Annotated in this window: 20 protein-coding genes; 8 read left to right on the forward strand and 12 right to left on the reverse strand. The window is 36.0% G+C overall.

Going from position 1 to position 19,767, the window contains the following annotated elements; genetic code table 11:
- Positions 1-145 precede the first annotated feature (145 nt).
- The 3 genes from QUF91_RS18300 (at position 146) to QUF91_RS18310 (ending at position 2,454) form a co-directional block, all read left to right on the forward strand.
- On the forward strand, positions 146-550 hold the full coding sequence (locus QUF91_RS18300) for a hypothetical protein (RefSeq protein ID WP_285396320.1): 405 nt from the start codon (positions 146-148) through the stop codon (positions 548-550).
- A 198-nt stretch (positions 551-748) separates the two neighbouring features.
- On the forward strand, positions 749-1,198 hold the full coding sequence (locus QUF91_RS18305; protein ID WP_285396321.1) for a helix-turn-helix transcriptional regulator: 450 nt from the start codon (positions 749-751) through the stop codon (positions 1,196-1,198).
- A gap of 521 nt (positions 1,199-1,719) precedes the next feature.
- Complete coding sequence (locus QUF91_RS18310; RefSeq protein ID WP_285396323.1) at positions 1,720-2,454, forward strand: metallophosphoesterase; 735 nt, start codon at positions 1,720-1,722, stop codon at positions 2,452-2,454.
- 67 nt (positions 2,455-2,521) lie between these two features.
- Here QUF91_RS18310 and cyoE read toward each other — a convergent pair whose 3' ends face one another.
- Positions 2,522-3,472 carry a heme o synthase gene (cyoE, locus tag QUF91_RS18315; RefSeq protein ID WP_285396324.1) on the reverse strand — a complete coding sequence of 317 codons (951 nt, stop codon included), beginning with the start codon at positions 3,470-3,472 and terminating at the stop codon, positions 2,522-2,524.
- A 201-nt stretch (positions 3,473-3,673) separates the two neighbouring features.
- Positions 3,674-3,844, reverse strand: a complete 171-nt coding sequence (locus QUF91_RS18320) for a hypothetical protein (protein WP_285396325.1) — start codon at positions 3,842-3,844, stop codon at positions 3,674-3,676.
- A 61-nt stretch (positions 3,845-3,905) separates the two neighbouring features.
- Here QUF91_RS18320 and proC point away from each other — a divergent pair, with 61 nt between their 5' ends.
- Positions 3,906-4,706: a pyrroline-5-carboxylate reductase gene (gene proC / locus QUF91_RS18325; RefSeq protein ID WP_289418977.1), complete on the forward strand. Its 801-nt coding sequence runs from the start codon at positions 3,906-3,908 to the stop codon at positions 4,704-4,706.
- A 287-nt stretch (positions 4,707-4,993) separates the two neighbouring features.
- On the opposite strand, the gene QUF91_RS18330 is transcribed toward proC, so the two are convergent.
- The 5 genes from QUF91_RS18330 to QUF91_RS18350 all read right to left on the reverse strand — a co-directional run bounded on the left by QUF91_RS18330 (position 4,994) and on the right by QUF91_RS18350 (position 10,697).
- Positions 4,994-5,647, reverse strand: coding sequence for an alpha/beta hydrolase (locus QUF91_RS18330; protein ID WP_289418978.1), 654 nt, complete (start codon positions 5,645-5,647; stop codon positions 4,994-4,996).
- Positions 5,648-5,908: 261 nt separating this feature from the next.
- Positions 5,909-6,463: a hypothetical protein gene (locus QUF91_RS18335; protein WP_289420096.1), complete on the reverse strand. Its 555-nt coding sequence runs from the start codon at positions 6,461-6,463 to the stop codon at positions 5,909-5,911.
- Between the two features lie 192 nt (positions 6,464-6,655).
- Positions 6,656-8,833: a bifunctional diguanylate cyclase/phosphodiesterase gene (locus QUF91_RS18340; RefSeq protein ID WP_289418979.1), complete on the reverse strand. Its 2,178-nt coding sequence runs from the start codon at positions 8,831-8,833 to the stop codon at positions 6,656-6,658.
- A 589-nt stretch (positions 8,834-9,422) separates the two neighbouring features.
- Positions 9,423-10,124 (reverse strand): tetratricopeptide repeat protein, encoded by a 702-nt coding sequence (locus tag QUF91_RS18345; protein ID WP_289418980.1) that lies wholly within the window; start codon positions 10,122-10,124, stop codon positions 9,423-9,425.
- 93 nt (positions 10,125-10,217) lie between these two features.
- On the reverse strand, positions 10,218-10,697 hold the full coding sequence (locus QUF91_RS18350) for a thioredoxin family protein (protein WP_289418981.1): 480 nt from the start codon (positions 10,695-10,697) through the stop codon (positions 10,218-10,220).
- 193 nt (positions 10,698-10,890) lie between these two features.
- Between QUF91_RS18350 and QUF91_RS18355 the strand changes: the two genes are divergently transcribed.
- Together QUF91_RS18355 and QUF91_RS18360 are read left to right on the forward strand one after the other, a co-directional pair.
- Positions 10,891-13,203 carry a YhgE/Pip domain-containing protein gene (locus tag QUF91_RS18355; protein ID WP_289418982.1) on the forward strand — a complete coding sequence of 771 codons (2,313 nt, stop codon included), beginning with the start codon at positions 10,891-10,893 and terminating at the stop codon, positions 13,201-13,203.
- Positions 13,204-13,283: 80 nt separating this feature from the next.
- The gene (locus QUF91_RS18360; protein WP_285396333.1) at positions 13,284-13,793 is read left to right on the forward strand and encodes a PCYCGC motif-containing (lipo)protein; all 510 of its coding nucleotides are present in this window, start codon (positions 13,284-13,286) and stop codon (positions 13,791-13,793) included.
- A 119-nt stretch (positions 13,794-13,912) separates the two neighbouring features.
- Here the strand turns inward: QUF91_RS18360 and QUF91_RS18365 are convergent, their stop codons facing one another.
- The 3 genes from QUF91_RS18365 to QUF91_RS18375 all read right to left on the reverse strand — a co-directional run bounded on the left by QUF91_RS18365 (position 13,913) and on the right by QUF91_RS18375 (position 15,434).
- A complete protein-coding gene (locus tag QUF91_RS18365) occupies positions 13,913-14,071 on the reverse strand; it encodes a hypothetical protein (RefSeq protein ID WP_289418983.1) in 159 nt (52 codons plus the stop codon).
- A gap of 120 nt (positions 14,072-14,191) precedes the next feature.
- Complete coding sequence (locus QUF91_RS18370) at positions 14,192-14,728, reverse strand: isochorismatase family protein (RefSeq protein WP_289418984.1); 537 nt, start codon at positions 14,726-14,728, stop codon at positions 14,192-14,194.
- Positions 14,729-15,149: 421 nt separating this feature from the next.
- Positions 15,150-15,434 carry a hypothetical protein gene (locus QUF91_RS18375; RefSeq protein ID WP_289418985.1) on the reverse strand — a complete coding sequence of 95 codons (285 nt, stop codon included), beginning with the start codon at positions 15,432-15,434 and terminating at the stop codon, positions 15,150-15,152.
- 525 nt (positions 15,435-15,959) lie between these two features.
- Between QUF91_RS18375 and serC the strand changes: the two genes are divergently transcribed.
- Positions 15,960-17,048: a 3-phosphoserine/phosphohydroxythreonine transaminase gene (gene serC / locus QUF91_RS18380; protein WP_285396338.1), complete on the forward strand. Its 1,089-nt coding sequence runs from the start codon at positions 15,960-15,962 to the stop codon at positions 17,046-17,048.
- Between the two features lie 787 nt (positions 17,049-17,835).
- On the forward strand, positions 17,836-17,964 hold the full coding sequence (locus QUF91_RS18385) for a hypothetical protein (protein ID WP_289418986.1): 129 nt from the start codon (positions 17,836-17,838) through the stop codon (positions 17,962-17,964).
- 515 nt (positions 17,965-18,479) lie between these two features.
- Here the strand turns inward: QUF91_RS18385 and QUF91_RS18390 are convergent.
- On the reverse strand, positions 18,480-18,902 hold the full coding sequence (locus tag QUF91_RS18390; protein WP_285394853.1) for a Fur family transcriptional regulator: 423 nt from the start codon (positions 18,900-18,902) through the stop codon (positions 18,480-18,482).
- Complete coding sequence (locus tag QUF91_RS18395) at positions 18,902-19,762, reverse strand: metal ABC transporter permease (RefSeq protein ID WP_285394850.1); 861 nt, start codon at positions 19,760-19,762, stop codon at positions 18,902-18,904. Before QUF91_RS18395 ends, QUF91_RS18390 begins: the two co-directional genes overlap by 1 nt.
- Between the last annotated feature and the right edge of the window lie 5 nt (positions 19,763-19,767).

Consider the following 19,767-nt stretch of genomic DNA (forward strand, 5'->3'; position numbering starts at 1 on the left):
ACGATTTTCACAATTTCGCCTTTACAACTATCATGCAAATAGAGCTGTTCTAACTGTTCCAGATACTTTCGTCTCATTCCATTATTAGGAATATACGTATATAATAAATGAATGAATATGATTCTATTTTCAGGGGGCATCACATATGAAATTGTTTAAGCTATATCATTCGGACGGTATTCACATCATTACTGACGTCAAAAAACACAAAACTAACATTGAATTAAAAACGATTACAGGCGAGGTATTATATATTATCGTTGTAACAGATGAAAACTATACAGTGTACGATGATCGCTTTGCTGGCGCTTCAAAGCAACTAAATTCTGTGGAGGCATTTGATATTGACGGAAGCTTCCGTAGCTTAGATTTTGATAATATGCGTTCACTATTCAAAGAAGCATTTACGATGTTATTACAAGAAATTGCAGGATGCGTTAATGATAATGACGAGCTCGTAGATATTGATACACTACGTCATAAAGTAAGTGCTCAAATTAAAGGTATCCATTTCCGCGTTATTTCTGACACAAAAAAGTACGAGATTTAAATATTTTACAGACTGTCCAATGAATAAATTGCTGGGCAGTCTGTTTTTTTACGTTGCAAAACGAATCAAAATACTCGCGATTCATCGAAAAAATCTCTGAATATCCGCGGTTTAACTACAATTACTAGTGAACAGAAAACACCTCTGCCCACTTTCATGTATAATGGTACTTAACTATCTGAAAGGGAGGGTGTTTGGATGAATCGTGAACAATTAATCACACTTATTTCAGAAAAACTGAAATTAATCCGTACCGAAAAAGATTTAACACAGGATCAGATGAGTGAGTTACTAGGACTTTCTAAAAAAACACTTGTTCAAATTGAAAAAGGTCGTACTCAGACAGGCTGGACTACAGCTGTCGCGGTTTGCGCATTATGCCGAGAAAGCTCAATTTTACAGCATGAGCTTGGTGGTGACCCACTTGAGGTTGTTGACTTAATCGCTAATAACGGGACATTACAACCTAAAGAAAAAACGATGGGTGGATACATATGGTGGAAAAACCTTAGCGAGTACAATGGTTATCGCCTACAACAAAACGCCATTAGTCAGCATTTTCGAATTTTAGATACCCACAACTATCGACTACTATCAACATTTGACGAGTCAATAGCGAAGCGAGAATGGGAAAATATTACAGGCTAAATCCATTATGCTCGGCATAATTACGTCCGGATTTGCTGAAAGAAGTTAAATTTTATACTCGCGCTTAAAAACGGAATGGCTCTACATTAAGCGCGAGTAGTACCACAATCCCGTACCTTCCGATGATGTAAATAAGTTAAGACCAAAATATGGACTATTCCACTACGAGAGGACACAGTGTGGTCTGAGCCTCATAGTCGCTCATTGCGCTTTCATACCAACCTTCCTTTTCATCAAGAACAGATTTTAATATGGTTCCCTAAAAAATTTGTTACAGCTTCTATTAGCATCACGCCAATTACTATAAATCTTCCCCTTCGCTATCCAACACTATAGACGAATGAATAAGGAAATGAAATCACCTCGTCATATGATAAAGTATTACTAGACACCAATGGTATGGAGCCATAACTTTACAGTCAATGTTTTGATGTAAAGTTAGATTAGTCGAATTTTGTAGAACTATTCTTTATATTTAATATTTAATAGAAACTGCACTAATACTGGAAAGGATGCGCTTTATGGATCGATTACTAGCAATTAGTGATATACATGGGGAATTAGAACTTTTTGAAGAATTATTATTAAAAGCTAATTACGATACTATGCAAGATCAGCTATTTTTACTTGGCGATTATATTGATCGTGGCCCTGCATCTTGTGGCGTTTTAAACTTAGTAGGAGAATTACAAGCAAAAGGTGCACGTGTGCTACTAGGAAATCACGAGGCTATCATGCTAAAAGCCTGTCGCTCTGGCCATCCTAAGCCATGGAATCATTGGGTAGGACTTTGCGGCGGTGATGCAACACTTGCAAGCTATGGCTATCAGTTAGACGATTTTAAGGATGCCATTGAAAACAATACATTACCTAACTTTATTCAGACCTTACCAAAGCTCGAAGAACATTTACAGCTTATCGAAACCTTCGATATTTACATCGAATTAGAGGATGTCATTTTTGTACATGGTGGAGTCGTACCTGGAGTAGCTATGGCAGAGACAGATCCTATGCAATTTTTATGGATTCGTGAAGAATTTCATGCAGGTTATCAAGGAGAGAAAACAGTAATTTTTGGTCATACCCCTACCTACAAACTTCACCAAAATCTAACAGATTACAGTGTCTATTTTGGTGAAAATAATATCATTGGTATTGATGGTGGGGCTGTCTTTGGGGGTCAGTTACACGCAATAGAATGGCCAAGTCGTCAAATAATCTCTGTGGAAAAGGAAAAGCCAACAAGTGTAGAATAACCTGTTGGCTTTTCGTGATAAATCAATTTCGCCTTAGCGTAATTGCGTCCGAATGAAGATGAAAGCTTTAATATAATTTAAAAAGAACACCTACTAAAGAGTAAATAATAACCGTTGAAAATAAAATTGTCATATGGATAAGCGAGAAAACAAACATTTTTGTTGCCCACTTTGTTTGATCTTTATTACTATGATAGCCGTAAATACTCATAACAAGCCATGCAATGCTTAACAATATTGCAACAAGCATAATGCCAACACTTAAAGTACCAAATAAGAAGCTTGATAATATTAATAAAATTAAATAAAAGTTCGTTTGATAATAAGTACGACGCATCCCTTTTACAACTGGTAGCATTGGTACTTTGGCCGCTTCATAGTCAGCATGCTTACGAATAGCAATGGCATAAAAGTGAGGCATCTGCCAAATGACCAAAACCAAAAATAGACCAAGTATCGCAGGATGTGTAATATCATTAGAAACAGCAGCCCAACCAATTAAAGCTGGCATCGCTCCACCGATACTCCCTATTTCCGTGTTATAAATTGTACGTCGTTTTGTCCACATTGTATAGGGTACTACATATAAAAACACCCCTAAAAGGCCAAATGCTGCAGCTAGTGGTGAAGCAAATCCTAGCAAAGTTACCCCGATAATAAGCATGGCAAAAGCTAAAATCAACGTGGATTTCGCTGACATTTCACCTGTTACAGTTGGTCGACTTTGCGTACGAGGCATAAGAGCGTCAATGTCTCGGTCATACACATTATTAAAAGCTCCAGCAGCTCCAATAACAAGTGCAGAACCAGTCGTAGCAAAAATAATTTCTGGTATATTCTCTACAAAAGTCATTTTATTTTTGTACATACCTAGCGTTAAACCAGCCCACATAGGAATTAAATTTGATTTAATGATTCCTGTTTTAACTGTCTGCGCTAAAATAGTAGAGCGTGAGGACTTCCCTGATGATGTCTCGGAAGATTGTGGTTTATGCTCCGTTTTTAGATTTTGTTCCATTCATCTTAATTCCTTTTCTCTCATAATTTCTACACGCTTTACTCGATAGAAAGCGACAAAATTTGCATTAAACATATCAAATTATAATTTTACCTCTTTTAGATAGATTCTGTCCCTATGTTCACATAAAGTACATGATTTTCTTTATCTCTTTATTTTCGGATAAATAAAATCAATTACGGTTTGTGGTATTTGCTGCTGTCACTTCACTTTCGTTTGGACATCCACTGAATCAATCGTATTCATCCCACCAATTGGTCTTCTAATGAATGAAAATAAAGATACACGTTCATTCACAACATCTTCTATAATACCACCGACTGATGTGAATTTGAACCTAATTAGCTTGATTCTTTGCATATTGCTATTCAAGTAAAACAATCTACTCTATACTAATGTGTATGTTTTAACAATATGAAGGAGTGTCTACCACGTGAAATACGGATTTATCGGCCTTGGGAATATGACTACAGCTATTATTAAAGGAATGTGCAAAAGCGGAGATTTTGATTCCACCTTTATTTACGGCTTCAATCGTACCAAAGTAAAAACAACAAAATTAGCAACCTCTTACGGTATTCAGGCCGCAAGCTCTATTGAAGATATTATGTCTAATTGTGACGTCATTATCCTTGGTGTCAAACCCCAAATGTTGCCTGACGTTTTACCAGAGGTGAAAAAGCATTTACAAGACAACCATGTCATCGTTTCCATTGCTGCAGGTAAAAATATTAACTACTTACAAGGTTATTTATCTGAAGTTACCCCAATTATTCGTGTAATGCCAAATATCAATGCGCTAATCGGTGCCTCCACAAGCTGCTATACAACAAGTGAGCAAGTATCAGATACACAGCTTCAGTTTGTCATTTCACTGTTTGAAACAGTTGGCACAATTATCGAGATACCCGAACACTTATTTTCTATATTTACAACGATTGGTGGTGCTTCACCAGCGTTTACCTATATGTATATTGACGCTTTAGCACGTGCAGCTGTACGTGAAGGGATGCCAAAAAACATGGCTCTTGATATTGCAGCAAATGCAGTACTCGGCAGCGCAAAAATGATTTTACAATCACAGGAACATCCATGGGCACTAGTAGATCAAGTATGTTCACCAGGCGGAACAACTATTCAAGGTGTATCCTCATTACAAAGCAATCATTTTGAAACAACCATTCACGATGCAGTAGCTGCTGTGACTGACAAAGATCGCAACTTATCGAAATAAATTTTGATTGATATACTATGTTTTCTGCAGCGAAAGTGAAGCGGAGCGCAACGTCAGCGACAAAGCGCGGATGAGAGATTTATCGGAATAAATTTGTGTTTTATCGGAACAATTTCGCGATTTATAGGAACAATTTCAAATTTTATCGGAATGTTTCATCATGCAACACTATCTGACCGCACTGAGGCAAAATTTAACATCAAAAAAGCGCGAGAAATCAATTTTAGAAACGTTGATTTCTCGCGCTTTTTAAAGCTTTGACCAGTTTTGTCCCAGCCACTTTATTTTTATTGAATAGTATCTTGTAATTCCTGTGCTAAAAATGCAGTTAGATCACGCAAATTTTCTGGTGTAACACCGTGACCATCTGGATACTGTTTAAATGTCACAGTAGCTCCAAATTGTTCAAAGATTTCTTTACTTTCAATGCCCCATTGCGACGGTATGACATAATCATAATCACCATGAGAAATAAATGCATGTAAATGATTAACTGGGCGAACTGCATATTCCTCTGTCACGAATTTTGGCATGTAGCCACTTAACGCCACTATTCCCGTAATTAAATTCCCCATTACAAAAGCAAGTGATTGTGCCAAAACAGCCCCTTGACTGAATCCAAGCACGTACACCTTATGTGGATCAATTTGATATTCGTCAATTGCCTCTAGCACAAAGCGTTGTAATGCAATTAAAACTTTCTCAAAAATTTCACGGTCTGGTTTTCCGACCTCCTGGATCGTGAAAAAAGCATAGCCAGGCTTTTGAGTAATAGGTCCACGTAAGCTAAAAACATGGCATTGTTCTTTAAAATCCTGTACTAATTGCGGTAAATCATCTTCATTGCTACCCATTCCATGCAATAAAAAAATCGCTGGATATTTTTTATTTGGGTCCATATTCGTTGGTTGTGTATGTTTAAATGTAAATGGTGTATTCATTGATTAAATTCCTTTCAGGTGACCTTAGTATCACCTCATTATACTGCATAAGGTATCTAGACAAAAACAGGATTGCCTCATTGTCATTTTTAGCTATTATTATTATGCTTATCATTATAACGTGGAGTTGATTTCCGTTCCGGCTGGGCGTCCAAGTATCCAACCTCAAAATCCAGCAAAAGCAAGGAAGTTAGTCGGGAGATTAACTACCCATAAAAGCTCGATTGGTGAAGACTAATAATCAGTGGGATATCCAATTGATTACAGTTTCACTTTATTAATAATCCCATCAGTGTGATAGGCAATATAGCCGTTAATAATACGAATAGTTTCTTGTGGATCTGCATCAAATAGCACTTTTGATTGTTCTGGTGTTGAGACAAGTACCGTTAATAAATCTATGCGCATTGAGTGTCCAGCAGAGCTATATGCATAATCGTAGACAATAGCTTCCTCTGTCATACCTTCTGTTTCATACTGCTTATGGAACAACTCTTTAGCGGCATCCATTTGTTCAGCGACCTGCTGACGAATACGCATTTGATGCATCAATAGCTCTTCCTCAAATACAGTAGCCTTTAACCACTCTTTCTTTTCGAGCATTTTCAAAAATACGTTTTCCCAAACTTGCTCATTTTCAGTAAAATACAGCATATTCATCATTAACATATCAAAAAAATCAATTTGAGATTGTGCCGATTTACGCTGTATCGCGATTGTCTCTTTAAAGTGCTCCTCAATCTTTGTAATATTTAAATTGCGCACTAAATGATTACATACATTTTCAATAAATTTATTTGCCACTTCTTGTGCCATCAAAAAAACCCGTCCTTTATATTACAAATCATTTCCCCACTATCATACCATGATTGTAGAATATAAAGAAACGGGCAACGTTTAGGCTTTCAATGTAGGCTGTTGAAATATTTTTCATCGTTTGCATAGCTTCAGAAACAAAAAGGAACATCTTCGTCATATACTGAAACGAAGATGTTTTCAATTGTCATATTATCCTTCAATTGTAGTAATTGAATCTAAAATACACTTTGCATTCTCGTGTAGCGTTTGATAGTTTTCCTGTAAAATATTTGGAGGTATCGGTTTACTAAATAAAAAACCTTGTACAGTATCACATTCTCCTGCTACTAGATATGATAGCTGTTCTAACTCTTCTATTCCTTCTGCAACTACCTTTAACTGTAAATGCTTTGCCATAGAAAGAATCGTGTCTACTAAAGCCTTATCTGTAAAGTTTGATTGTATTTTTTGAACGAAAGACCGATCAATTTTTAAGCAATCAATAGGAAAATCCTTTAAATACGACAATGATGAATAGCCCGTCCCAAAATCATCTACCGCGATTGTAACCCCAAGTGCCTTCAATTGATGCAAAATCGCCGTCATATGATCGATATTAATCGTCATACTTTCTGTTATCTCTAACTGTAAATATTGTGGCTCTAATTGTGTTTTTTCAAGAACATCCTGAATCATTTCAACTAAATTTTGCTGAAAAAGTTGACCTAATGACAAATTGACTGCCACTTTAATAGGTGGCAATCCAGCTCCCTCCCACCGCTTCACTTGTTTACAAGCTGTTTCTAGTACCCATTGTCCAATAGGGATAATTAAACCCGATTCCTCAGCAATTGGAATAAAGACCCCTGGCGAAATCCAACCTTTTTTAGGATGCCGCCATCTGATTAAAGCTTCTACTGATTTAATTTGGCCCGTCTGTAAATCTAGTTGTGGTTGATATTCTAAAAAAAGCTCTTGATTAGCTAATGCATTGTGTAAATCATTTTCTAATAAAAGTCGTTCAGTCATTCCGCTAGACATTGAGGACTCATAAAACCGTATACGTGTTGGCATTTTATGTGCTTCATGCATAGCATAAAGTGCAAATCTAACAAGTTCCTCTTCCCTATAAGAATCTGTTGGAAATAACGCAATGCCAATATTTAATTGACTATTTAGAGAAAAATGTTGTATTTGAAATGATTCTTCCATAACCAATTGAAGCTGTTGACTTAGCTGAGTTAGTTGATGGGTATTATTCACCTCATCAATAAAAACAACAAAATAATCTTCTCTCAGTATGCATAGAGGATACTTCTCTGGTAAAACATTTTTCAGCCTTTGCGCTATTAGACTGATCATTTGGTCCGCATATGTACTGCCTAAAGATGCTTTAATAGCAGGAATTCTTTCTATCCCGATAGCAATAATTGCCTTTTGAGATTTAGATATGTATAAATTTCTATTTAATAATTCCATCAAAAAACGTTCATTTGGTAAATTCGTAACTTCATTATGATAAGCCATATAACGCATCTTTTCGCGAGACTTTTCCAAATGCCCTTGTGTATCAATTAATTGTTGAAAAGGTTTTTCAATAGATGAAAAATAAATAGCTCTAAATAAAAGATAAAATGCACTTAACTCAAAAATATGTCCAATGAAATTTTTAATATCATAAACATCTTGATAAATTGTAAATAGATAATCGCTCATTATTAAATAAATTGAACTACCTAATAATAAAAATACAATTTTTGGTACTTTCTTAAAGTTTTTCAGCAATAGAACCACAATCACCAAATTTAACGCAACAGCTGTATATTGCAAAGTATTTTTTAAAACAGTAGGACCTTCACCTTCTATCACAAGAGGTGGCAATATTGGCGTTGGTGCATAGATGATAACAACAAAACAAGTGATTATTACAAACGGTAAACTATAAATAAACCAACGATAAGTTGATTTGATTTTCTTCTCCTTAACAAAATAAATAGTTAGAAATCCAATCGATAATAGTAATCGCCCGAGCATATAAAACCATGTTGCAGCATATGGTGTACTTTCAGTAATGAAAAAAGGCATTCCTTTATAGGAGAGCGCATGCGCAATTTCTATTAAGCTAAATGTTAAAAACAATGCCCCAGCATAAAGAACTCTATTCGATAAAATATATGGTGAAATTAACCACGTCTGAATCGAAATAGCCATCGTCACCACAATGATGAGAATTTCCATCATTAAATGAATCGTGACATAATTATTCTCACCAAATATTCCATAAAATTTATCTCCACCTAGTCCAATGACGATTAAGAAAATCATTGATAGTAGGATGAATTGAATGCCCTGCCTCACAAATGAAAAGTCCTCATTAAATTTCCACATCTAACACCCTCCTTTGATTTCAAAATATTTCTTTCTATTCACTATTTCACAAAGGACTTTTGGTATAATTATACTATAAGATTACCATGAAAAATCGACTTTTCAATCAAAACTATAACAGAATAAAATAGTAATAAATTATTATAAAATAATATTTACACCATACGTAGGGTCGATTTTCGTTCCGGTTGGGGGCTTTCCTGAGGGCGTCGGGGCGACGGATGTTTTCTGTGCGAAAGCGGCAGCGACAGGTGTTTTCTGTGCGAAAGCGTAGTGCTAACGTAGCAGCAGTGATAGGACGTTGGTCACGAAGGTGTTATCACAGGACGTGATGCCTTTAGCCTTCGTTCCCCTACCCGCTTCGCTTACGCTCCAGAGTCTCATCTGTGACGTGCTATCTCCAAGGAGTCGCCCAGCCGGAACGAAGATCAACTTCAATACTTAGTAATAACAAATACCATCCCCTACTTTTGCTGATGAGCCATATATACGCCAAGACAATTTTAATTTAACATGTTATTCAAAAACTCTAACAAGCCAGATTTCACCGCAAAAAAAAGACGCCCCAACTTGAGACATCTTTTTAATGTTATGAAAATACATAGCTATCCATATTATCTATTGTATTTTGAATAGCATCCTTTAACGATCGTTGATGCTCGCCACAAACAGTCAGCGCCTCCTCTAATGCAATCGCTGCATTGGCCATAAACGGTGCCATCTGTAAATCCTTCGCTAATTGAATAAGAACAAGTGCTTTATTCCATTTCCAACGCGCATTTTTTGGATCTAAATTAATAGCTTGTTCTAAATAACCAAGGGCATCGAATGGCATCCAACCGAAACGATGCATTGTTTGTCCTGTAATCCCCCAATATAAAGCTTTATTAGGGTTTTCTTGTACGGCTTGTCTAAAACAATGGACGCTCTCATTGTAGTGATGTGCAAATAAAAACAGTTCTCCCTGTGTAAAAAATGATTGTGCCTTTTCATTTGGAGTACCTGTTTTTGCTACATCCTCTAGCTCTTTAATACGCATAGAAAACTGTGCTTCATCTTTTATTGCACGAATTTTGACGACGGCATCTGATTCAGGATAACTTTCATCTGTTCGTTCTATATGCTGAGTTTCTACAAACAACGTAGGCTTTGGATAGCTAGTAAAATCATACTCTTCCAATAATTTAATATATTTATCAGCTAACGCTTTCTCGTTTTCCTCTGTAACTTGCTTAGCTACCTCATAACATTTCATTAGCTCACCATTATAAAAATAATCATCCATTGTCATGCAATATTCCCCCAATATACAACTCTTCAGTATATTTAGTATACACAAAAAAAGACTGCTCAAAAATAACTTTTGATACAGTCGCTGCTTTTCTTATTTTTTTAATACTTCTTTATTTAAAAATGCACGTAAATCTTCTTCTGGTAATGCACCTACAAAACGAGTAACCTCTTTACCATCTTCAAAATGAATGAATGTTGGTGTCGCTTCAAAATGGTATTTATCAAATAAATCCCCGTATTCATAAGTATTTAACTGGGCAATTTCAATGCCTAGCTCCTTAGCAATCGGCATTAATACTGGTGTGAAGACTTGACAGTGTCCACATACTGGGCTGAAGAAATAAGCATTTACATCTTCACCAGCTTTTATTTTTTTGTCAAGCTCGTCAGGTAGCATAATGTTTTGGTAATTTTTATCATCCAATTGATCTATTGTTTCTTGTTTTAGTACTTTGTCGCCATAAGGATTTTTTGCACTTGTTACCTTATTATTGTTCGATACATTTGTTAGCACAATAATTGCTATAAATAACACAACAATAACTGAGCCAATAATTAGTAGTTTTTTCACTAGATTGTGTTCCTCCTTTTTCACACTAAAAAATCCTAATTTTAGTGTATTCGCGATTGATTATAAAGTTTTTTTAAACCCTAGTAAACTAATTCGTCTTTGAAAAATAAGTTTTTCTACAATTCAAACATAATTTCGCCCAATTTTGGGAACATACATATATAATGCTCAAAACGAATGTGGGGTCGTTAATATGAAACACACTATCCAACATGTTTTTCAAATTTATAAAGGTGATATCCATAATATCTTAACAAACTGGGTAGTGGCTGTCATTATTGGTGGACTAATCTTTTTACCTTCTCTTTATGCGTGGCTCAATATTTATGCCTCTATGGATCCCTATGCCCACACAGCTAATATGAAAATTGCTGTTGTCAATGAAGACACCGGAACGAGTGTTAGAGGAGAGGATATACATGTCGGTAACGAGGTAATAGATAATTTAAGTACAAATAAAAACTTTTCTTGGGAATTTACATCTCGTGAAAAAGCCATTGATGATTTAAAAAACGGTGATTATTTTGCGGTTATTGTCATCCCTAGTGATTTTTCTCAAAAATTAACCTCTATACTGTCAAATCAGCCTATTAAAGCGCATATCGATTATTATGTAAATGAAAAAATAAATCCAATCTCACCCAAAATTACAATTAAAGGTGCTAGTGGCCTAACTCAACAAGTATCTAGTGAATTTATCTCAACTGTCAATGGAACACTTTTCTCTATTTTTAATACGATCGGTGTTGAGATGGAACGGGAAATTCCAGACTTTAGAAAGTTTGAAAATTATATTTTTACAATAGAACAACATCTTCCCGGTATTGAAACATTTTTAGCACAAACCTCTAAAGGCGGGAAGGAAGCGGAGACATTACTGAACCATACGATGACCCAAGTTCCTGAGGCTGAAAAATTAACAAATGATGGTCTAACAACTATCGATCAAGGCTTAAAATTGATTAATGAAGCTGACACACTGTTCACCCAGCTATCCCCTATCATTAAAAAGGATTTAGGAGCTGTTCAAAATATTGCTCAACGATTTACAGAGCTAATAGGGAAGCTACAAAATACTAATGTGGATTCAGCTACTATTGCACAAATAAAGGATACGATTAAAAACCAGTTGGATACATCTCGTGAAAAAGTAAATTCTAGTATCCAAACACTTGAAGCACTCCAAAAATTAACACAAGCTGATGCTTCGTCTCGTAAACAGCTTGATAACAATGTGCAAAACATCCTGACGGCGCTACAGCAAAGCAATTCTGAAGATGTAAAGACTTTACTAACTAATAATAAAATTATTGAACAACTTGAAGCTATACGTGGAAATTTACAGGCAAATCCTAGTATAACCGATTATTCTTTAAGCTCTCTAACAGCATTAAATCAGCTAAATACATTACTAACTGACGTCTCAACTAAAGTACAGCAGTTAAATAATATTGATGTCGAAACGATAAAAAAAGATCTGGCTGATGTTCAAAGTGTTGCGCAAAATGTTTCTAACAATCTGCAGCAATTCCTTACTCATTATAACGATAACCTAGAGCCACAAATTCACACAACCTTGGCTTCTGCGAAAAATACATTAACAAATGCATCATCTATGTTAACGAATGTAAAAAGTCTTCTACCTCAAGCAACAGATCGTTTAACAAATGCTAAAAATATGTTAGTAACAGCTAATAAGACAATTGGTACAGTACAATCGAATTTCCCTGCTTTAAGTACAAAAATTAAGGCTCTTGCAGATAAGCTGCGAACATTAGAAAGTGAAGCTGATATTTCTGAAATCGTTCAATTATTGAAAAATGACGTCAATGCTGAGCGGGATTTCTTTGAGGAGCCTATTAAACTTAAGGAACATAGGATGTTTCCGATTGCTAATTACGGAACAGCTATGACACCATTTTATACTGTGCTTTCCGTCTGGGTCGGTTGTTTATTATTAATTTCACTTTTATCTGTAAATATTCACGATAATAATCAATACAGTATTCGTGAAATATACTTTGGACGTTTATTAACATTTGCAACTTTTTCATTTATCCAAACGCTCATTATTACAATAGGAGATATAGTTCTTTTAGATGGATCCATTAGTGCTCCTTATTTCTTTATACCATTTGGGCTATTTATTAGCTTAGTGTTTGTTACGGTTGTCTATACGCTAGTTTCTGTATTCGGAAATGTTGGGAAAGCGTTAGCCATTGTCATGCTAGTATTGCAAATTGCAGGTTCTGGTGGCACATATCCTGTAGAACTATTACCAAAGTTCTTCCAAATAATAAATCCATTTTTACCTTTTACTTATGCAATCGAAATGATGCGTGAGGCTGTTGGTGGTATTATTTGGTCTAAAGTATGGATGGATCTTGCCTTTTTATCTTGCTTCTGGCTCATTTTTATTCTGTTTGGTTTCTTCTTGAAAAAATTACTGAGTGAAAAAATGGAACTTTTAATGAACAAAACACGTGGATTAGATATTTTTCATTGATTTCTACCTGCGCTTCTTGTAAATGTTTAAGCGAACGATGGTATAATGGCTGTATTGTAAACATGTAGGAGGCGCTCTTATTGAAAAAACTTTTATCTATTTTTGTTTTATCGTTATTAGTGTTAAGTGCTTGTGGTGAAGATAAAAAGGTTGTTGAAAAAAATCAAAATGAAACGCCAATAGAAGCTTCACACGAAGAACATGCACATGCTTCTGGAGATATTCAAGAGGAAACTGCATCTGCTAATGTGCTACCATCCTTTTTAGATAATCAAACTGAAAACATTCGCTTAGTGTATCAAATTGCTGGACAATCTACCGAAATTCTAGAATGGATGCCATGCTATTGTGGATGTGGAGAATCAGTTGGACATAAAAGCAATCTAAACTGCTTTATTCAGGAAAAGCGTAAGGATGGAACAATTGTCTGGGATGATCACGGTACTCGTTGTAACGTTTGCCTAGAAATCGCTGTACAGTCTGCAAAAATGCATAAAGATGGCATGAGTCTCAAAGAAATTCGTCAAAAAATTGATGACACATATAAAGAAGGCTACGCAAAACCAACTCCGACAGACATGCCTGCTTAAGAACAAATAGTTAAAGAGCTACATCCTCGGGGATGTAGCTCTTTAGTCTAGAAGAAAACTATGCTTTTGGTTAACCACAATATAGTTTCTTTTATCAATAAAGAGGCGGGGACAAAACCTCATTTTTCTGCAGCGAAAGTGGGGCGGAGCGCAACGACAGCGACAAAAATCATTAATGAGCTGCAGTTTTGAGATTTGTCGAGAACTTTTGATTGTTTATCGACCAACTTTATCGATTTATCAACCAACTTTTGAAAAATATCGACATCTACCTTCATGCAACACTCTCTGACCGCACTGATAAATTGCATCGCTATGACATAAGCATATTTTTTTACGCAAAATTGATTTATCGCGCTTTTTAAGGTTTTGACCAGTTTTGCCCCATCCATTTTTTGTTATTTAACAAGCTGTAGCACTGTTTTAAAATGTGGATGATCTGCACGTTGTAGTAGCTCATATAAAATCATTTCTGTGCTTGTTGGTAAAATTCCAAGTGCCTTCATCTTCTCTAGCCCTATCTCCTTATTGGCCTTTGTACGAGAGGACACAGCATCTACAACAACTTCGACCTCAAGCCCTTGCTCTTTTAAATGTCGCGCTGTTTGGTAGACACAAATATGCGCTTCGATACCTGTCACGATAAATTGAGTACGACCACTCGCCTTCAATGCAGCAACAAATTCTTGCTCCTGGCAAGCACTAAATGCCATTTTTGCAATCGCTTGCCCTTGAAGATGCTGAGCAATATTTAACGGAGTCCCACCTAAACGACTAGGATTTTGTTCAAGCCATAAAATGGGTACTTCCAATACCTTCATAGCTTGTACCAGCTTTGCCACATTTTCAACCACTGCTTCACTTTCATCAACAATTGTCGCTAACTTGCCCTGCACATCGACGACAACTAAACACGCTTCCTCTATTGTAAACATTCAAAACACCCCTTATTTCATTTTCACAGTTCATTATACCGAAAGTTGCTTGGTTTATGGGGAAAGATCAATTATGCTCGGCATAATTGCGTCCGAATCGGCTTTATGCTTAGACCTGCATGATGCAGGACAGTTAGCCGTTATCGCATGGATGTGATGATTTTGGGCTAACATCCTTTTATTAACGCCTTTCCGATTCCGTTACATCCGCTAGAGGCTTTAACTTCTTTCAGCGGATGTTTGGACACCCGCTGAAAAGGGACTTAAAACCGCATTTGCTGAAAGAAGTTAAAAAAATTCCGTCCATCAAATAGTAACGGTAAATACAATCAATATTACATCTTAGCCTCCATCAAACCAGTGGATATACCGATAATATGGACAACATAAGAATATCTAAACAACTGATATTTTAAAACCTTTATTTTTCTTTTCGTTTTGAAACATTTAATTTAAATTTCTTATGAACAAAAAATAGAACTAAATAATTTAAAAGAATATTTATTGCTAGTATTCCAATATTGAAATTGGTTTGAGTAAAATTTTTTGAAGTAAATAGCGAGAAGAAATTATTTATATCATTTTTACCGTAAAAAGTAACCCATTGAAAAGGCGCTCCAAAAGTTGTAGATTTATTCGAAATAAAAATAGTTGAAAGTAATGCTATAAATATACTAATCCAAATTATTTTTTTGTTATCTTGCATCATTTTCCCCTCCAAATTTTATTTGTAATAAAACAACAACACCTCTAAAATTTCAGATAATTATATATCTTTAAATACTGAGCAATGTTAATATCAATATCACGACGAAAAAATTCCATTGCTACAACGATTGCAGCCGACGCCATTCCACACAAACAAACACGAACATTTTATATTTCCGCTGATTAACTAATATGTAAATTACGAAATATAAGCTCATATATACCTATCTATATTTCCATTCGTTCGTATTTAAACCTAAAAAGCATTTTGGATTTATCTCAATTGTGTACATTTTGTTGCTTACCTGTCATTATTCTGCTCGAATAGTGAGAATTTTATTTTTTCTCTTGAAATTTGAGTTATAATCCAGTAAAGTGCTTTTATCCCGCTTTAACGGTCTATTTTGATAGTCTATGAAACTGACCATATAAGCCCGATAGGTTCAACAACCAATTAATAGGGAATAATAACTTCCTATGATTGAGATTTCACCTTATTAAACATAACAAGGAGTGTATCGCTTTGACACAACGTGCATACAATTTTAACGCAGGCCCATCTGCACTACCAGTAGAAGTATTAGAAAAAGCCCAACAACAATTAGTAAACTTCCGTGAATCAGGTATGTCAATTATGGAAATGAGCCATCGCAGTGCCATTTTCGATGAAGTACATAATGAAGCAATTGCTTTATTGAAAAAGCTTTATGCTATCCCAGAAAACTATGAAGTCCTTTTCCTACAAGGTGGAGCTAGTCTTCAATTTACTATGATCCCAATGAACTTCCTACAGGCCGATCAAAAGGCAAGCTACGTATTATCAGGCTCTTGGTCTGAAAAAGCATTCAAAGAGGCAAAATTTTTTGGTACGCCTGTTGAAGCTGCTAGCACAAAGGAAAATCAATACCGCAATATCCCAGCTTTAGCTGACATTCAATTTAATGAAGATGATGCCTATGTGCATATCACTTCGAACAATACAATTTATGGTACACAATGGAAAGAATTCCCTGAAACAGGTAATGTATCGTTAGTTGCAGATATGTCTAGTGATATTCTTTCTAAGCCAGTTGATGTAAGTAAATTCGGTCTAATTTATGCAGGGGCTCAAAAAAACCTTGGTCCATCTGGTGTAACAGTAGTCATTATTCGCAAAGATTTGCTAGAAAAAGCGAATAAAAATATTCCAACAATGCTAAAATACACAACACATGCTGACAGTAACTCTTTATACAATACACCACCAACTTTTGGTATCTATATGCTAGGTGAAGTATTGAAATGGGTAGAGTCTAAAGGCGGCGTTGCTGAAATTGCGAAGCATAATGAATTAAAGGCAAAAGTAATTTATGATGCCATTGACAATAGCAATGGATTCTATAAAGGTCATGCAACACCTGAAAGCCGTTCTTTAATGAACATCACTTTCCGTGTTGCTGACGAAGAGCTTGAAAAACAATTCCTTGCTGAAGCAAAAGCAGCAGGATTTGTTGGACTAAATGGACACCGTTCTGTAGGTGGCTGTCGTGCCTCTACTTATAATGCTGTACCATTAGAGGCTTGTGAAGCATTACGTGACTTTATGGTAGCTTTCCAACAAAAACATCAATAATAAAAAAAGACGAATGAATACTTTAACGTAATCATTCGTCTTTTTTTATCTTTACTACTAGCAATACATCGAGAAGACACTTGAATATGGCTCATCCTCAAAAGTTGTGGATGCCATTGTTAAAACATATGCGCCCGTGTATTAGTTGATCTTCGTTCCGGCTTGGCGACTCCTTGGAAATTAGCGTCACAGATGAGGCCTTGGAGCGAGCAACGCGAGTGAAGCGGCTCATCTGACACCCCGAGAAGCTTTGCTCTGTGCGAAAGCGAAGCGACAGCAACAACTAAGTGCCCAATCACCCCCCTCTTTTTTTGCCGAAGAGCCAAAAAAAGAGTTGTCTCAGCGCAAGAGAAAACTCTTTTTTTAATATTGAAAAATAAAGTGATCAAGGTAATCTTTGTGAATGTTTTAGTGTCGAGCTCCAAAATAGAATCGCTAAAGCTCCTTTCGTTCGTTTTATAGGAATACTTTGAAGATTTATCGAAACAAAATCGCTCTTTATCGAAACTATTTGAGCTTTTATCGAAACAAAATCTCATTTTATCGAAACTATTTGGGCTTTTATCGAAAAACGAGCTCTTTCTATCAAAGAAATCAACCACACGTTTTGCTGAAGAGCCAAAAGAAGACAAACCCCTGTGATACAAACCAAATTATGGCTCATCACCATAAGTTGTGGATGACATTTTTAAAAATATATGCACTGTATATTGGTTGATTGGAGTGGAGACTGGGCGACTCCTAGGGGATTAGCGTCACAGATGAGACCCTGGAGCGAGCATCGCGAGTGAAGCGGCTCATCGGACGCCCCCTGGAAAGCGCCCAGTCGGAACGGAAATCAACCACACGTTTTAGTGAAGAGCCCAAATTATACAAAAACAGCAAAATCCCTCTATCAATATTTAAGAAAAAATAACTTTTTAAATTACCTATCGGACATTTACCAATCTCTTTTTCTTGATAAATAATAGATTACAGTGTAAGGTGCAAACTTTACACTAATAGCCACGGGGCGGTCTTAGTAATGGAAGATAATCGATTCGCAACACATATGAACTGGGATTACAGCAAGTGTCATAAAAAATGTTGTCATGAAATGGAAAAATACTCTAGTAGATTCAGCCATAACTGTAAAGATTGTATTTGCCATCAATTAAGAAAATTAGAAGTCCCAACTAGACTAGACATCTTTTTATCTGGATGTAGTAGTTTCCTTGGTGTGACATTCATTGCCTTCGACCCACAAAATTGTTGTGCAACTTTCCTAGAAACAACTTCAATAATTCTAACAATTGATTGCAATAAGATTGATGCTATTCGCAGAATTGCTTAGAAACTATTAAAGGGTTAGTTCCAAGTGAAACATCACTTGGAGCTAACCCTTTTTTTAGTATTGTCATTTTAGATTTACAGTAGTAAAAAACTCAAGCTTTAAAAGGCTTCATGTTTACATTCTGGACATTTACCATAAATCTCAAATTTATGATTTTCAATTTCATAGTCTGGTAGTTTTTCTCCGAGCATTTCCATAGGACAAAGATTTAGCTCCTTGACATTGCCACAATCCATACAAATAAAATGATGGTGATGATGTTCAGACTCGCAATGCATACGGAAATTTCGCTCCCCAGATAACTCCGTTTCATCCAGTATTCCAAGCTTCACAAACGTTGCTAGGTTGCGATAAATTGTATCAAAACTCATACCAGGAAAATCTTTTTTTAAAACATCCAATAAGTCACGAGCCGTTAGATATTTATCTGTTGCTGCAAACATATCTAAAATTAACTCCCGCTTATCTGTTTTTTTATAGCCGTTCTTTTTTAAAATTTCCCACGCTTTCGAAACATTCACTAAGCAACCTCCTCTTGTTTTGCAGTTATTTTAAATACTACTTTCTTCCCTAGAATAACTAGCAACAAAATGAAGATGGAAGTGACGACAATTGTACCACCAGGCGCTAAATCCAGATAAAAAGCACTGACAAGACCTATTAACACAGCTGCTTCCCCAAAGACAATCGCATAGATAATCGTTTGCTTAAAGCCCTTTGCCAAGCGCATGGCAGCAGCCACTGGTAATGTCATTAGTGATGACACAAGCAAAATACCAACTATACGCATACTTGCAGCAATAACTAGTGCTGTCACAACCATAAATAAGAGATGAATCCAACGTGCAGGTAGACCGCTAGCTTTTGCATATTCCTCGTCAAACGATAAAACAAAAAGCTCCTTAAAAAATAACAACAAAAAGATAATAACAACGGCAGCAATTCCTACCACTACCCATAAATCCTGACGTGACACAGCTGATACCGAACCAAATAAATAGCTCATTAAATCCGTGCTAAAGCCACTTGCAAGCGAAATAAATATAGCACTAATCCCAATCCCACCTGACATAATAATTGGAATGGCAAGCTCTTCATAGTGCTTATATAAACGTCTAAGACGCTCAATTAAAATCGAACCGCTGACAGAGGCAATGATGCCTAAATAAATTGGATTTAGCATGGCCAAGGCCGGGACAGATTGACTGATATATAAGCTACCCGCTATACCTGCGAGTGTCACATGTGACAAGGCATCTGCAATAAGTGACAGCCTGCGAACAACAATAAAAACACCTAGCAGTGGTGCCAATATGCCAATTAATATTCCCGAGAAAAAGGCATTTTGTAAAAATTCATAGTTAAAAATTGCTTCAATCATTGTGC

The organism is Lysinibacillus sp. G4S2 (genome assembly GCF_030348505.1).
In the GTDB taxonomy this organism is placed as follows: domain Bacteria; phylum Bacillota; class Bacilli; order Bacillales_A; family Planococcaceae; genus Lysinibacillus.

What these genes read in the sequence shown, in the direction of transcription:
- QUF91_RS18300 (WP_285396320.1), top strand. Translation starts at nt 146, where the DNA reads ATGAAATTGTTTAAGCTATATCATTCGGACGGTATTCACATCATTACT.
- QUF91_RS18305 (WP_285396321.1), top strand. Translation starts at nt 749, where the DNA reads ATGAATCGTGAACAATTAATCACACTTATTTCAGAAAAACTGAAATTA.
- QUF91_RS18310 (WP_285396323.1), top strand. Translation starts at nt 1,720, where the DNA reads ATGGATCGATTACTAGCAATTAGTGATATACATGGGGAATTAGAACTT.
- cyoE (WP_285396324.1), bottom strand. Translation starts at nt 3,472, where the DNA reads ATGGAACAAAATCTAAAAACGGAGCATAAACCACAATCTTCCGAGACA.
- QUF91_RS18330 (WP_289418978.1), bottom strand. Translation starts at nt 5,647, where the DNA reads ATGAATACACCATTTACATTTAAACATACACAACCAACGAATATGGAC.
- QUF91_RS18335 (WP_289420096.1), bottom strand. Translation starts at nt 6,463, where the DNA reads ATGGCACAAGAAGTGGCAAATAAATTTATTGAAAATGTATGTAATCAT.
- QUF91_RS18340 (WP_289418979.1), bottom strand. Translation starts at nt 8,833, where the DNA reads ATGTGGAAATTTAATGAGGACTTTTCATTTGTGAGGCAGGGCATTCAA.
- QUF91_RS18345 (WP_289418980.1), bottom strand. Translation starts at nt 10,124, where the DNA reads ATGACAATGGATGATTATTTTTATAATGGTGAGCTAATGAAATGTTAT.
- QUF91_RS18355 (WP_289418982.1), top strand. Translation starts at nt 10,891, where the DNA reads ATGAAACACACTATCCAACATGTTTTTCAAATTTATAAAGGTGATATC.
- QUF91_RS18365 (WP_289418983.1), bottom strand. Translation starts at nt 14,071, where the DNA reads ATGAAGGTAGATGTCGATATTTTTCAAAAGTTGGTTGATAAATCGATA.
- QUF91_RS18370 (WP_289418984.1), bottom strand. Translation starts at nt 14,728, where the DNA reads ATGTTTACAATAGAGGAAGCGTGTTTAGTTGTCGTCGATGTGCAGGGC.
- QUF91_RS18375 (WP_289418985.1), bottom strand. Translation starts at nt 15,434, where the DNA reads ATGCAAGATAACAAAAAAATAATTTGGATTAGTATATTTATAGCATTA.
- QUF91_RS18395 (WP_285394850.1), bottom strand. Translation starts at nt 19,762, where the DNA reads ATGATTGAAGCAATTTTTAACTATGAATTTTTACAAAATGCCTTTTTC.